Source organism: Corynebacterium sp. HMSC05E07, assembly GCF_001807225.1.
Lineage (GTDB): Bacteria > Actinomycetota > Actinomycetes > Mycobacteriales > Mycobacteriaceae > Corynebacterium > Corynebacterium singulare.
In genome coordinates this window covers 25903-40300 of sequence record NZ_KV788215.1, presented here as the reverse complement: position 1 = coordinate 40300, position 14398 = coordinate 25903, and the positions used below count along the sequence as shown (strand labels likewise).

Genomic DNA, 14398 nt, shown 5'->3' with positions numbered 1-14398 from the left:
TTCTTTTCTACCCTCCCAAATGGAATTTGTCTGCCAGTTGGCGTGCCGCACCTGAAAGAAGTTGAACATCAGCCCCAACCAGGGCAAATGATGCTCCAGAATCGATATATTTCTGGGCCTGTTCAAGGTTGAAGGCATTGACGCCCACCTTCTTTCCGGAAGCACGGACAACCTCAAATGTGTGATTGACGGCCTCGAGTACATCCGGATGGGTCTGCTGACCCAAAAGCCCCATCGAGGCCGCCAGGTCTGAAGGGCCAACGAAGATGTTGTCCACACCTTCAACAGAAACGATCTCTTCCACGTTCTCCACCGCGGTTGCGGACTCGATCTGCACCGTGAGGCTTACCGTGTCCGAGGCTTTCGCGAGGTAGTTTTCCACGCCGTTCCACCGTGAGGAACGGGCCAATGCTGAGCCCACACCTCGCACGCCACGGGGAGGGTAGTGCATGGCCGCCACGGCCGCCTCGGCCTCCTCGGCCGTATCAATCATGGGCACCATCAGATTCTGTGCGCCAAGGTCGAGGTATTGCTTGATCAACGCCGTGTTATTCACGGGCACGCGAACCACGCGCGTGAGCCCATAAGCATCAGTAGCGCGCAGCAGGGAGAGGATAGTTTCGAGGCCATAGGGCGCATGCTCGCCATCGATCAGCGTCCAGCCAAAGCCGGCTGAGGCTATGATCTCCGCCGCAGCTTCCGATCCGGAACAAATCCAGGCGCCAATGAGTGGCTGATCAGCCTTATCAAGGACGTCGGCGAAGGTGGGAGGCAGGTTTACTGGAATCGGCATGTGATGGACCCCAACTTTCCGTAGTCAGCGTGGACGGTATCGCCCGGTTCCACCCACATAGGCTTAGTGAAGGAACCGGCCAGAATGATGTCGCCGGCGGCGAGGCTATCGCCGTGGGCGTGGAGCTTGTTGGCAAGCCATGCAACACCCATCGCCGGGTGGTTCAACACGGCTGCCGCCACGCCAGTGTCTTCGATGGACTCGTTACGGTAGAGCAGCGCGGAGACCCAGCGCAGATCGACGTCCGCGGGGTCCACCGGGTTGCCGCCGTAGACCATGGCGCCGAGCGCCGCGTTATCCGAAATCGTGTCGACGATTGTGCGACCTTCCATCTCGATGCGAGAGGAGAGGATCTCCAGCGCCGGGATGACGTATTCCGTCGCGCGCAGGACGTCGAAGATGCTGCAGTTCGGCCCCTTCAGCTCCTCCTTGAGCGCGAAGGCCAGCTCAACCTCGATGCGGACATTTGAGAACTGCGCGTGCTCGATGGTGGAACCGTTCTCATAGAATTGGTCTTCAAATATTGCGCCGTAGTCCGGCTCAGTAATTCCCGTAGCCTCCTGCATAACCTTGGAGGTCAGCCCAATCTTGCGGCCGACGAGGCGGCGCCCGCTTTCCACTCCGCGGCGCACCCACTCGCGCTGCACCGCGTAAGAATCCTCGATGCTCATTTCCGGGAATCGAGCAGTCAGCAGCGGGACCATAGAGCGGTCCTTCTCGGCTTGTGCCAGTTCATCTGCAATAGCGATGTGCTGTTTTTTATCCAGCATGTGCTTTGCTCCTTAAAGTCTTGTTGAACGTAACAGTTTCACGTGAAACGACAACGCGGCCCCGCGATAAGTGCGCTTTCTTGTCGACGCTGCGGGGCCACGTTAATCATCTAGAGTGCTAAGGGCACGTTAGAGCTGGTGACCCAGCTTGTACTCGCCCTGCTTCCACTCCGGCATCTCCTCCGCATCGTCCTTGCGGGTGTAGGAGAATCCGTCCGCACCAATAGTGGCTTCCAGCTCAGATTCATCATCGCGAGCAACCAGTGGCACCGGGTTACCATCTAGGTCAAGGACGGTGGAGCCGTCGCGGTACCAGGAAGGAACAACAGGGGTGCCCCACCAGTCACGGCGCTGGTTATCGTGGACATCCCAGGTCACGACAGGGTTATCCGGATCGCCGGTGTAATAGTCCTGGGTGTAGATCTCCACGCGGTGGCCGTCCGGGTCACGCAGATACAGGTAGTACGCGTTGGAAACACCGTGACGGCCCGGACCGCGCTCAATGCGGTCGGATTCGCGCAGCGCGCCCAACTTGTCACAGATCGCGATGATGTTGTGCTTCTCATGGGTAGCAAAGGCGATGTGGTGCATACGCGGGCCATCGCCACCGGTCATCGCGGTATCGTGCACCGTCGGCTTGCGGCGCATCCATGCGGCGTAGACGGTCCCTTCCTCATCGCGGATATCTTCGGTGGTGCGGAATCCGAGGTCTTCCATGTAGGCGACCGCCTTCGGCACATCCGGGGTGATCTGGTTGAAGTGGTCGAGGCGAACCAGCGCGCCAGGGATGTGGGCGTCGTATGACCAGGCCAGACGCTCACGGTGCTCAACCTCGTAGAAGAACTCGTAGGGGAATCCCAGCGGATCCTGCACACGCACGGAGTCACCGATGCCCTTGACGAAGCCATCCTTGTTTCGGCGAACCTCGCAACCACGCGCCTTGTAGAACTCCTCGGCGAGATCCAAATCCTCTGGAGAACGGACGCGGAAGGAGAATGCAGCGACAGCGGCAACAGGACCTTGGCGCAGCACGAGGTTGTGGTGGATAAATTCCTCGTAGGTACGGAGGTAAATTTCGTTCTCGTTTTCCTCGGTCACGACGAGGCCGAGGGTGTCAACGTAGAACTTTCGAGATGCAGCGAGATCGGTGACAATGATCTCCATGTAGGCGCAACGCAGAATGTCGGGGGCCTGAATGTCAGCCATGATGGCTCCTTAGCTAGAACTAGTGATGGGGGAGTAGTAGGGGCGAGCGGGTATTACTTGTCCTGCTTGCCAAAGACCGGGTTGTGCACCTTGTCCAAGTTGATGTGAACGGCCTGCTGATCGGTGTAGAAGTCGATCGAACGGTAGCCGCCCTCGTGGCCCAGGCCCGATGCCTTGACGCCGCCGAATGGAGTACGCAGATCGCGGACGTTATTAGAGTTGAGCCAGACCATGCCGGCCTCAACGTTCTGAGCAAAGTTGTGGGCGCGCTTCAGATCAGAGGTCCACACATAGGCCGCAAGACCGTACTTCGTGTTGTTGGCCAGCTCGAGTGCCTCCTCGTCGGTATCGAACGGGGTGATGGCAACGACGGGACCAAAGATCTCCTCCTGGAAGATGCGGGCCTCCGGCTTGACGTCAACGAAGACCGTGGGCTGCACGAAATTGCCCTCCTCAAAGCCATCCGGGCGCTCGCCGCCGGCGGCCAGGGTGGCCTCCTGCTTACCAATCTCGATGTAGGAGGTGACCTTTTCGTAGTGCTCCGGGTGGACGAGGGCGCCAACTTCGGTGGTGGGATCGGAAGGCAGCCCCACCTTCACACGCTTAGCCTGAGCAGCGTAACGCTCCACGAACTCATCGTAGATATCGCGCTGGACCAAGATACGGGAGCCGGCGGTGCAACGCTCACCGTTGAGGGAGAAGACGCCGAAGATGCACGCATCGATCGCGGTCTCCAGATCAGCATCGCTGAACACGATGGCGGGGGACTTGCCGCCCAGCTCCATCGATAGGCCCTTAAGGTGCGGGGCTGCGTTGCCAAAGATGATCTGTCCGGTGCGGGATTCACCGGTGAAGGAAATCAGCGGAACATCCGAGTGCTTGACTAGTGGGTCGCCCGCGTAGCCTTCCTCACCAAAGCCATTAACCAAGTTGAAGACACCCTTCGGAAGGCCTGCCTCCTCAAAGATTCCTGCCCACAGCTGTGCAGAGAGCGGAGTAAATTCGGCCGGCTTCAGGACGACGGAGTTACCGGTAGCAATGGCTGGGGCAAGCTTCCAGGATTCCAGCATGAACGGGGTGTTCCAGGGCGTAATCAGGCCCGCCACGCCAATCGGCTTGCGGTTGACGTAGTTGATCTGGCGGCCCGGCACCTTGTAAGCGTCATCCGCTTGGGCGACGATCAGGTCGGCGAAGAAACGGAAGTTCTCCGCTGCACGCTTGGCCTGACCATTAGCTTGGGTGATGGGGAGACCGGAGTCGAAGGACTCCCAGGCCGCGAGCTTGTCCGCGCGCGTTTCGACGATGTCTGCAATCTTATTCAGGACGCGAGCGCGCTCGCGCGGCAGTGCCTTAGCCCATGGGCCGTTCTCGAAGGCATCCTTCGCGGCAGCGACGGCCTTATCAATATCTGCCGGCTTACCGGAAGCAGCCTTGATATAGGTCTTGTTCGTTACCGGATCGAGGACCTCGAATTCGTCACCGTCAATCGACGGAACGAACTCGCCGTTGATGTAGTGCAGAATCTTTTCGGGAAGATCGGTGGGTTTAGCAGCATCGTTGTTGATAGTCATGGTGGTTTACACTCCTTAGTCGGTTTTCTTGCGATAAGTACTTAGGGTGGTCAGTCGGTGTTGCCTGGCCACCTTTTCTATGTAGGCGGGTTCAGCGCCAGCCTCGATGAGGCTGACCAGTTGTTCGTGCTCGCGCGTTGACTCATGAGCTCTCTCGGGTACATAACGAAAGGTAGAGACTCGGTGGTATTCCAATTGCTTCCACTGGGCCATCACCAAGTCCTTAAGCCTCTCGTTCGGGCACTTGGAGAAGAGAACACTATGGAATTCTTTGTTGAGCTGAGTAAATTCCTCTGGGTCGTGGTGGATATCGAGTTCCCGCATGCGTTGGTTGATCTCCCGCGCTCGGGCAAAATCCTCCGCGTCAAGGTACGGGGCAGACTGGGCCGTGGCGTTGGCTTCCACGGTGGCCACAATGTCCATCGATTCGTAGTAGGCCTCACGATTGTGCGTGGTCACGCTAGCGCCGACGTTGCGTTCGTAGGTGACCATTCCTTCCGCTTCAAGTTGGCGGATGGCTTCGCGGACAGGAACCACGCTGATGCCTAGGTCATCCGCAATTGTTGCCAACACTAGGCGGTAGCCCGGTTCATACTCGCGAGTACGAATATTTTCGCTTATCCAGTTATAGGCTTGTTGGGACTTGCTTTCCCCAATGGGTGCCGCGGGTTCCGTCATTGATCACCCGCCTTACCGTCGCGGAACGCGATGTAGGCTTCCTTATTTGCCCCGGTGGGCGGGAAGAGGCCATCCAGGCTGGCGCCCGTCTCCACCTGGGAGGCAACCCATTCGTCCTCGTGCTCCTTAGCCAGGGCACTTTCGGCAACGTCGGCTGCTATATCGCGGGGGATGACCACGACGCCGTCATCGTCGCCGACAATGATGTCACCCGGCACGACGGTGGCGTTGCCGCAAGAAACAGCGATGTCGCTGTCCCACGGGACATGCTTGCGTCCGAGCACGCAGGGGTGCGCGCCCTGAGTGAACACAGGCAGCCCAATCTCCTTGACAGCCTCGTAGTCACGCACTCCACCGTCAGTGACGACGCCGGCAGCACCGCGCACCTTAGCGCGCAGAGCCAGAATGTCACCGAGTGTTCCGGAGCCGGATTCCTGGCGGGCCTCAATGACGATGACCTCGCCTTCCTTGACGGTGTCGAAGACCTTCTTCTGCTCGTTGAGACCACCGCCGTGGGACTTGAAGAGATCCTCACGGCCGGCAACGAAGCGCAAGGTGCGGGCGACGCCCACCATCTTGGTTCCCTTAGCCTGCGGGTACACGCCTTCGATGACGGATTGGTTGATACCGCGCTTGCGTAGCTGTGCGGACAAGCCAGCCGTCGGGGCCTTTTCAAGGGCTGCCTTGAGTTCCGGGTCGAGGCCGCCATCTCCCTTGGGCGGAAGGCCAGCAGATTCACGGTCACCGTAAGCGTCTTCGCGCTGCTTATCGTCCACGTAGGGAAGGTTGCCCAGCTGTGGATCGAAGGAAGCAGGGACCTCCTTAACGGTGGTCTTCAGCCTACCGGAGCTCACACCGCCCGGAACATCGACCTCAACCTCAACGACGTCGCCGGGTTCGATAACGGAGGAACCTGCCGGAGTTCCGGTGAGAATGATGTCACCGGTCTCTAGCGTCATGTGCTGGGAAAGGTCAGCTACGAACTGGGCAAGCGGGAAGATGAGGTCTTCGTCCGAAGAGGTTCCCTCCTGAACTACCTCTCCATTCACCCACGTACGCAAGCGCAGGCCCTGAGGGCTGATCCCTTGAGCGTCGATAAGCTCCGGCCCGATGGGGGTATATCCATCGCGCGACTTGGAGCGAGTGTTGGAGCCCTTGTCCTGCACCTTGTAGTCGTACAGCCCAATGTCGTTCGAGGCCGTCACGTACGCAACGTGCTTCCACGCATCCTCCAAAGATACGTTGCGGGCTGGGGTGCCGATGATGAGTGCGATTTCACCTTCAAAGGCCAGCAGCTCGGTCCCTTGAGGGCGTTCAACAACCCCTCCCGACTCAGCCAGCGTGCTGGTCGCCTTGAGGAAGTAGCTCGGGGTCTTGGGCCAGCGACCGCGCTGCGCTGCGCGGGACTCAAAGGCCACATGGACAGCGATCATTTTGCCCGGTTTAACCGGCAAGAACTCAGGTACAGCCATGAAGATTCCTTAATTGTGAACAAAACCTGTACCGAATCGTATATTATCTCCATCACCACCGCAAGTGGTTTACCTCACAGGCCGACGCGGTATATGTTGCACCACATACTGAAAGGACTCTCATGTCGCATCCCTCAAGACCGCCGCAAATCACCACGACAGAACGCCGGCGCGTTGTCGCAGCAACCACAATTGGTACCGCAATCGAGTGGTACGACTACTTCCTCTACGCCGCCGTCGCTGGTCTCGTGTTCAACCACCTGATGTTCGGTCCGCTGGAGGGTGGTCTCGCCACCATCATTTCCTTCCTGACCGTAGGTCTGTCCTTCCTGTTCCGCCCCGTCGGTGCATTCCTGGCCGGCCACTTCGCTGACCGCTTCGGACGCCGCGTAGTCCTCATGGTCACGCTCATCGCCATGGGCGGAGCGACGACTCTGATCGGTGTTCTACCGACCTACGAAACCGCTGGAATCTGGGCGCCGATCCTCCTCATCACTTTGCGTATCATCCAGGGCATCTCTGCAGGTGGCGAGTGGGGATCCGCGGTACTCATGGCTGTGGAACACGCGCCGAACGACAAGCGCGGCCTCTATGGTGCAGGCCCCCAGATCGGCGTGCCTGCCGGCCTCCTGCTGTCCTCCGGTGTGTTGTCGATCATGAACACCATCGCGCCTGGTGACGCCTTCATGAGCTGGGGTTGGCGCGTTCCTTTCCTCCTCTCTTTCGTCCTTGTTCTCGTGGGTTACCTCATCCGCATGGGCGTCGACGAGTCCCCAGTCTTTGCAGAGATTGCGGAACGTGAGGAAGAAGAAGCCACTAACCCCATCGGCACACTGTTTAAGAACTTCTCCCCGTTGGTCCTGGTTGCCGCACTCGTCTTCGCAGGTAACGGCACCGTTGGATACATGACCACGGGTGGCTACATCCAGCGCTACGCTACCGACCCCGAGGGTCCGGTCGCCCTCTCCCGAGGTGATGTTTTGAATGCCGTCACCGTTTCCGCCGTAACTTGGGGAGCGATGACGCTGTTCGCTGGGTTCATCTCCGATTACATCGGCCGTAAAAATACGTACCTCATTGGCTTCATCTTGCAAGCGATCGGTGCCGCCGCACTTTTTCCGCTGGTCAACACCGCGAGCCTCGGCCTGCTTTATACAGCCTTGATTTTCCTCACCGTCGGTCTTGGACTTACATACGGCGCACAATCTGCAATGTACGCAGAACTCTTCCCCGCATCCATCCGCGCAACCGGGGTCTCAATCACCTACGCCATCGGCTCGGTGTTGGGCGGAGCATTCGCCCCAATGATTGCTGCATCCCTAGTCGAAGCCACTGGTGGAACATTCGCTGTTTCGGGATACCTTGTCACCGCGTCAATTGTGGGATTGGTATGCACGTTGATTCTCCGTGAACGCAAGGGAATCGCTCTTGGACCTGAGCATGAGGCTGAGCAGTCTCGCAACCACTTCATCTTTAGCAAGAGTTAAAACTTTCACTTTCAGTCCTTTTCCTCTTCAAAGCCGTTGTGCAAGGAGTCCGCATCATATATGATTCCAAAAATAGGACTCACCTCACACCACTAGTCGCGATTGATGTGAGTCACGAGAGATGAAGGGCAAATCCACAATTTGGCGGGCTTAGACCTTCCCGGTGAGTTGTTAGCCCGCCCCTGAAGCCACTGAATAACGCTGAGTAAGGAGTTCACAGTGCAGTTCCACCACAACGGCTACGTTTCGGAAGACCCCCGCGTTCATGAGCCACTAGGTTATGGCGTCGATCGCCCCACCGAACTTCCCGATGAGATGGATGTGCTCATCGTAGGTTCCGGCCCCGCAGGCATGATCGCAGCTGCTCAGCTGTCAATGTTCCCTCATGTCAACACGCGCATCATCGAGCGCCGACCGCATCGCCTTGAGCTGGGTCAAGCTGACGGTATTCAGTCTCGTTCCGTAGAGACTTTCCAAGCCTTTGGCTTCGCCAAGGAAATCACCGAAGAAGCTTATGAGATTACGGAAATGTCCTTCTGGAACCCAGATCCCCAGGACCGTTCCAAGATCATTCGAGGGGCACGGCCGATAGATGATGAGCATGGGATTTCCGAGTTCCCCCACCTCATTGTCAACCAGGCTCGCGTTCTGGACTACTTCTCCCGTTATGCACGTCGCGCCCCTGGTCGCGTCACGCCAGACTACGGATGGAATTTCCTTTCCCTGGAAGTTGGGGAAGGGGAGTATCCGGTCACCGTTCAACTCGAGGATCTGGATGGAAAGCCACGGGAGGTGCGCGCCAAATATGTCGTAGGGTGCGATGGTGCACGGTCTCGTGTCCGTAAATCTATTGGACGCTCCCTCAAGGGCGACCAGGCAAACCACGCTTGGGGTGTCATGGACGTAGTGGTCGATACCGACTTCCCAGATTGGCGTACCAAATGTGCTATCCACTCTCAGGCTGGTTCCATCCTTCATATCCCACGCGAAGGCGGATACCTGTGCCGCGTCTACGTCGACCTCGGTGTAGTAGCGGAGGATGATAACCACAAGGTCCGTGAGACCCCCATTGAGAAGATCATCGAGAAAGCAAACGAGATTTACGCACCCTATTTCGTTGACGTCAAGATGGTGGCGTGGCATTCCGTCTACGAGGTTGGACACCGCCTCGTGGACGCCTTCGACGACGACAACGATGATCCGCGTGTGTTCCTCACGGGCGATGCGTGCCATACTCACTCAGCGAAGGCCGGCCAGGGTATGAATGTGTCCATGCAGGACGGATTCAACATCGGTTGGAAGCTCGGACACGTCTTGGATGGCCGCGCCCCGAAGGAGCTTTTGGCAACCTACCATGGTGAGCGACAGCCCGCCGCCCAAAACCTCATCAATTTTGACCGCGAATGGTCAACCCTCATGGCGACCCCCACCGAAGAACTCGATGATCCTCAAGCAGTAGAAAAGTATTACGTGGCGGCCGAGGAATTTGCTGCGGGCATGATGACCCAATACGACGAAAATCTCATCGTTGGCACGACAGAGCATCAAAAACTAGCCGTCGGCTTCCCAGTTGGCAGGCGTTTCAAGTCCGTGGAAGTATTGCGACGCTGTGATGCCTTTGTCCAGCATCTGGGCCACCAGCACACGGCGGACGGCCGCTACCGAATCTACGCGTTCGCTGATTCTCCGAAGGCGGGTGAAGAATCCGCTCTCAGCACTTGGGCCGACGAGGTCGCTTCCATCCTCTCTGCATATACGCCGAAAGGTGCTGACGACAATGCCTACTTCGATGTCAAGGTAATCTACCAGCAGACAAATCATCATGAGTATGAAATTCTTGATGCTCCCGCATTGTTCCGTCCCCGCAACGGAAAGTTCAATATTCCCAATTGGGAAAATGTTTTCAATGCTCTTCCAGACCAGGACATCTTCGAATTGCGCGGAATTTCTCGACACGGCGCAGTCGTGATTGTCCGCCCCGATCAATACGTCGGTGCGGTCTTGCCTCTGGACGATCCGAGGGCAGTCGAAGAATATTTCTCCTCGGCCCTCACCAAGCAGTCGTAACCACAAGATTCACGTGAAACTATAAGGGCCCAGCGCACTGCTGGGCCCTAAACTTATGCCCTGACCAGCCCACGTACCGCCTTCATCCTCGAATCCTGTGCCATCGTCACCGGCGACGCCGCCGGTACTGTCCTTGAGAACCACTCCATAGGCGTCGACAAGCGCGGCACCATTGTTTATGTCGGGCCAGCCGACGCGGCCCCTCATCTCCCGGGTGCGCGCCGCATCAACCTCCACGGCAAGTTCGTCCTGCCCGGACTCATCAACGCACATGCCCACCTGTTCTCCGACGGCAAGCCGCTTCACCCGGCGCTGACCTCCGAGCGTGGCGGGGCCATTGCCGCCCAGTCTTCAACACTCTTCCCGGTCGCGCGCTCATGCGCAAGCGCACCAATGCGAACATTCTCACCCAGCTCAACTCCGGTGTCACCGGGCTACGCAGTCTGGGGGATCCGGGTTACGAGGTCGCGGAAGCCCGTGAGGCCATTGAGGCAGGGGAGTACGTTGGTCCCCGAATCCTGGCTTCCGGCCCACTCCTCGCAGCCACCGGCGGGCACGGTATACCGCAGATTGCACTGGTCAATGATTCCCCATGGGAAGGGCGCCGCAATGTTCGTCAGAACCTTCGCAATGGGGCCACGTGCATCAAGATTGCGGCAACGGGCGGCGTAACAGACGCGCGCTCCCTCGGGGAGGCGGGTCGTCCGCAGCTCACCGAAGAGGAAATGGCAGCCATATGCGATGAAGCCCACGAGGCTGGGGTCATCGTCGCCGCGCATGCGCAAGGCGAAGTAGGAGTGACGGCAGCGTTAAAGGCCGGGGTCGACACCATCGAGCATGGCTGCCCGCTCACCCCAGAGATGGTGGAGCTCTTCAAGAACAACCCGCGCTCCCTACGCGGATACTCCGCGCTCGTGCCCACCCTTATCCCGCACTTCCGCTGGCGAGGCTCGACACGGAAGTGACCAAGGTCAATGACGTGGTGAAGCAGAACGGCATCGCCATCTTTGAGGGCATGCTCGATGGTCTACGCACGGCCTTGGCTGAGGGCGTGGTCATCGGCACGGGAACCGACTCTGCCTGCACGTACGTGACGCACTACAGCTTGTGGCGCGAGTTGGACTATCTCGTGCGCTTTGGAGGCATGACCCCCGCTCAGGCGCTCCACGCAGCAACGCAGACCAACGCCGACATCCTCGGCTGGGGAGAAATCACGGGAAGGGTAGAGGAAGGTTTCGCAGCCGACCTCGTCGTCGTGGACGCCAACCCTCTCGAGTCCTTCCGCAACCTCAGCGCTCCCCATATGGTCATCGCGCGCGGCCACCTCATCGAAGAACCGGCCTTCGAGACGCTCGACGAACTCGATGTCGTCCTTGACGGGATTTGATCCGTCTGTGTTTCACGTGAAACACAGACTCACTGCAAAAGCGTCCTATCGGAGGATGCGCCCTTAATCTTGGCGAACTCCGCCATGAGATCCTCCACCGTCAGCTGAGCTTTCTGCTCTGCATCTGCGGAGAAGATGATCTGGCCTTCATGCATCATGATGAGGCGATTGCCCACCTGAAGCGCTTGGGACATGTTGTGCGTGACCATGAGTGTGGTCAGCTTACCCTGCTCCACAATCCGCTTCGTCAGGTTCGTCACAAGCTCGGCCCGCTGCGGGTCAAGCGCTGCGGTGTGCTCATCAAGCAGCATGACATCCGGGTGAGTGAACCCCGCCATAAGGAGCGACAGCGCTTGGCGCTGACCGCCGGAGAGCAGGCCTACTTTGGTGCCGAGGCGCTTTTCCAAGCCGAGCTCTAGGGATTCCAGCTCGTCGATAAAGACCTTTCGGCGCGCCGAATTAAGCCCCAGCCCCAGCCCGCGACTTTTTCCGCGAAGGTACGCCAGCGATAAGTTTTCCTCAATGGTGAGGTTCGGTGCGGTACCAGCCATCGGGTCCTGGAACACGCGCCCCACTTTGCGAGCACGTTTGTGCTCCGACTGTGTAGTGACGTCTTTCCCGTGAATCCGAATCCTTCCTGAATCCGGGATGAGCCGGCCCGAAATGGAATTCAGCAAGGTGGATTTTCCCGCACCGTTAGAACCGATGACGGTGATGAAGTCACCGGGGGAGAGGTGAAGGGAGACGTCGCGAAGCGCCCGGCGCTCATTGGCAGTGCCCGGGAAGAAGGTCTTCGAAATCGAATCAATGCTGAGCATGGCCTAGGCCCTCCTTCGAGTGCGAACACGCGTCAAGCGCGGTGCCACAAGCGCGACGATGACGAGCAGCGCGGTGATGAGCTTCATGTCGTTCGGGTTAAGCCCCACCTGGAGCGCCACGAAAATGATGAAACGGTAGACCACGGAGCCGAGCGCCACCGCAACAACCGTCAGCCAGAGGCGGGACTGGGGGAGCACCGCCTGCCCCAGGATCACCGAGGCGAGCCCGACCAGGATGAGACCGATGCCCATGGAGATGTCCGCGAAACCTTGGTACTGAGCGATGAGCGCGCCGCACAGGCCGACGAGGCCATTCGACAGCGCGAGGGTGAGTATCTTCGTGAAATCCGTGGAGACGCCGAAGGAGGTGATCATCTGCTTATTATCGCCCGTCGCACGCAGCGAGAGGCCCAGGTCTGTGGACAGAAACCACACGATAAGCAGACACAGTGCGAGCGCCCCCGCAGCGAGCAGACCGACTCCAGCCCACGTGCCCATCATCGAATCCAGGGGAGTGAACACCGAGTCCTGCGACAGTAGCGGGACGTTGGCACTTCCCATGATCCGTAGGTTGATTGACCACAGGCCAATCATGGTGAGGATTCCCGCAAGCAGTCCGTCGATACGGCACTTCGTGTGAAGTAAACCAGTGACGCAACCGGCGATGAAGCCGGTGCAGAAGCCAGCAAGCGAGGCCACAAAGGGATTCACACCAGTAGTAATAAGAATGCTGGCAGTCGCGGCGCCTGTGGTGAAGGAGCCATCAACGGTCAGGTCAGGAAAGTCAAGGACGCGGAACGTCAAGTAAACGCCCACGGCCATGACGGCGTAGAGAAGCCCGAGCTCAAGCGCACCAATCACAGCGTCTCAGCTTTCTCCAGGATCTCCTTCGGTACCTCAATACCCTGCGCCTTCACAGCCTCCTCATTGATGACGTACGTGTAATCTGACGCGGTCTCCACGGCGGTCTCGGCCGGGTCGGCACCGTCCTGAAGGATGCGCAGCGCCATCTCGCCGGTTTGACGGCCCAACTCCGTGTAGTCGATACCGATTGTCGCGGCAGCACCGCCTTCGACCGCACCGGAGTCCGCAGCGATGACTGGGATGGCCTTGTCATTCGCCACCTTGATCAGCGAGGAGATACCGGAGACCACCATGTTGTCCGTCGGGACATAAATTGCATCAACGTCGCCCAGCGCCTCCACCGCCTGCGGAATCTCGGTCACAGAGGTGACGGTCTGAGACTGTACGCCCATCCCCTGTGATTTAGCGGCTTCCGTAAGCTGGTCTACCTGGACCTTGGAGTTCACTTCGGCGGAGGAGTAGACCACACCGACGGTTTTCGCGTCGGGGACCAGCTGGCTCATGAGCTTGACTTGTTCTTCGATGGGAGCCGCGTCGGACGTACCGGTGACGTTTGCACCTGGCTTATCCACGGATTCGACAAGCTCCGCTTCAACAGGGTCCGTGACCGCGGTGAAGAGAAGGGGTTTGTCCTTGATGGACTTGCTCATGGCCTGGCCTGCCGGAGTGGCGATTGCCAGGTAGAGGTCATGGTTCGCGTTTGCCATCTGCTGCGAGATGGACACCGCGGTACCCTGCTCACCGTTGGCGTTCTGGATATCCCAGTCCACGTCCACGCCGGCGTCCTCGAACGCGGCCTGGAAACCCTCGGCCGCAGCATCCAGGGACGGGTGCTGGACCAGCTGGTTGATGCCGATGGAGTAGGAGTTCCCACCTCCCGAATCGCCGCCGGCGCTTTCCGACGATGACGAGCAGCCCACCAGGGCAGCCGCCCCCAGGGCCAAGGAGGAGAGAACAGTGGCGGTCTTCTTAAACATGGCAATCCTTAAGCTAGATAATCAACGGCTGTGGTGACCGTTATTAAAGTCGCTCCACAGGGCCTTAAGCAGCAGTTTTGTAAATTTTCTTGGCCTGCGGGGGTAACGCACGAAACCCCAAAGCTGTCATTCGACAGAAACAGAGTCGTGCATCACAACCCTCAACTGCATGTTTGCTACATCACTCTGATGTTGAGTCGTTTTCGCGGAGGACGATTCTCGGGGGTACCCATGTTTCATTTACCTGTACGGCAGAAGGTATCGGTGTTAGAGTCGATGCTGTGAAGAACACTTTTAACCTTTGGTGG

At 58.6% G+C, this 14398-nt stretch carries 14 protein-coding genes; 4 read left to right on the top strand and 10 right to left on the bottom strand.

Translation table 11 applies throughout. The features are described from left to right. Positions 1-7: 7 nt before the first annotated feature. The 6 genes from HMPREF3149_RS04740 to HMPREF3149_RS04715 all read right to left on the bottom strand — a co-directional run bounded on the left by HMPREF3149_RS04740 (position 8) and on the right by HMPREF3149_RS04715 (position 6490). A complete protein-coding gene (locus HMPREF3149_RS04740) occupies positions 8-793 on the bottom strand; it encodes an HpcH/HpaI aldolase family protein (protein ID WP_070536929.1) in 786 nt (261 codons plus the stop codon). After that, positions 778-1563, bottom strand: coding sequence for a 2-oxo-hept-4-ene-1,7-dioate hydratase (hpaH, locus tag HMPREF3149_RS04735; RefSeq protein ID WP_070536928.1), 786 nt, complete (start codon positions 1561-1563; stop codon positions 778-780). The genes HMPREF3149_RS04740 and hpaH overlap by 16 nt, the downstream gene beginning before the upstream one ends. A 129-nt stretch (positions 1564-1692) precedes the next feature. Then, positions 1693-2769 carry a 3,4-dihydroxyphenylacetate 2,3-dioxygenase gene (gene hpaD / locus HMPREF3149_RS04730; protein WP_070536927.1) on the bottom strand — a complete coding sequence of 359 codons (1077 nt, stop codon included), beginning with the start codon at positions 2767-2769 and terminating at the stop codon, positions 1693-1695. 53 nt (positions 2770-2822) lie between these two features. Further along, positions 2823-4340, bottom strand: coding sequence for a 5-carboxymethyl-2-hydroxymuconate semialdehyde dehydrogenase (gene hpaE / locus HMPREF3149_RS04725; protein WP_070536926.1), 1518 nt, complete (start codon positions 4338-4340; stop codon positions 2823-2825). Positions 4341-4355: 15 nt separating this feature from the next. After that, positions 4356-5018, bottom strand: a complete 663-nt coding sequence (locus tag HMPREF3149_RS04720; protein ID WP_070536925.1) for a GntR family transcriptional regulator — start codon at positions 5016-5018, stop codon at positions 4356-4358. After that, complete coding sequence (locus HMPREF3149_RS04715) at positions 5015-6490, bottom strand: fumarylacetoacetate hydrolase family protein (protein ID WP_070536924.1); 1476 nt, start codon at positions 6488-6490, stop codon at positions 5015-5017. Before HMPREF3149_RS04715 ends, HMPREF3149_RS04720 begins: the two co-directional genes overlap by 4 nt. A gap of 122 nt (positions 6491-6612) precedes the next feature. Between HMPREF3149_RS04715 and HMPREF3149_RS04710 the strand changes: the two genes are divergently transcribed. Further along, on the top strand, positions 6613-7977 hold the full coding sequence (locus HMPREF3149_RS04710) for an MFS transporter (RefSeq protein ID WP_070536923.1): 1365 nt from the start codon (positions 6613-6615) through the stop codon (positions 7975-7977). 219 nt (positions 7978-8196) lie between these two features. Continuing rightward, positions 8197-10044, top strand: coding sequence for an FAD-dependent monooxygenase (locus HMPREF3149_RS04705; RefSeq protein ID WP_070536922.1), 1848 nt, complete (start codon positions 8197-8199; stop codon positions 10042-10044). A 9-nt stretch (positions 10045-10053) separates the two neighbouring features. Here the strand turns inward: HMPREF3149_RS04705 and HMPREF3149_RS13865 are convergent, their stop codons facing one another. After that, entirely contained in the window at positions 10054-10350 is a 297-nt protein-coding gene (locus tag HMPREF3149_RS13865; RefSeq protein ID WP_246819946.1) for a hypothetical protein, read from the bottom strand. A 71-nt stretch (positions 10351-10421) separates the two neighbouring features. On the opposite strand from HMPREF3149_RS13865, the gene HMPREF3149_RS14020 reads away from it, so the two are divergent. Both HMPREF3149_RS14020 and HMPREF3149_RS14015 read left to right on the top strand, forming a co-directional pair. Beyond that, positions 10422-11009, top strand: a complete 588-nt coding sequence (locus tag HMPREF3149_RS14020; protein WP_256366416.1) for an amidohydrolase family protein — start codon at positions 10422-10424, stop codon at positions 11007-11009. Continuing rightward, positions 11006-11431 carry an amidohydrolase family protein gene (locus tag HMPREF3149_RS14015; RefSeq protein ID WP_256366415.1) on the top strand — a complete coding sequence of 142 codons (426 nt, stop codon included), beginning with the start codon at positions 11006-11008 and terminating at the stop codon, positions 11429-11431. The genes HMPREF3149_RS14020 and HMPREF3149_RS14015 overlap by 4 nt, the downstream gene beginning before the upstream one ends. 29 nt (positions 11432-11460) lie before the next feature. Here HMPREF3149_RS14015 and HMPREF3149_RS04695 read toward each other — a convergent pair whose 3' ends face one another. The 3 genes from HMPREF3149_RS04695 to HMPREF3149_RS04685 are packed head-to-tail and all read right to left on the bottom strand — an operon-like array spanning position 11461 to position 14090. Beyond that, positions 11461-12249 carry an ABC transporter ATP-binding protein gene (locus HMPREF3149_RS04695; protein WP_070536921.1) on the bottom strand — a complete coding sequence of 263 codons (789 nt, stop codon included), beginning with the start codon at positions 12247-12249 and terminating at the stop codon, positions 11461-11463. Between the two features lie 3 nt (positions 12250-12252). Then, positions 12253-13110 carry an ABC transporter permease gene (locus HMPREF3149_RS04690; protein WP_070536920.1) on the bottom strand — a complete coding sequence of 286 codons (858 nt, stop codon included), beginning with the start codon at positions 13108-13110 and terminating at the stop codon, positions 12253-12255. Then, a complete protein-coding gene (locus HMPREF3149_RS04685; protein WP_070536919.1) occupies positions 13107-14090 on the bottom strand; it encodes an ABC transporter substrate-binding protein in 984 nt (327 codons plus the stop codon). The genes HMPREF3149_RS04690 and HMPREF3149_RS04685 overlap by 4 nt, the downstream gene beginning before the upstream one ends. Positions 14091-14398: the final 308 nt, after the last annotated feature.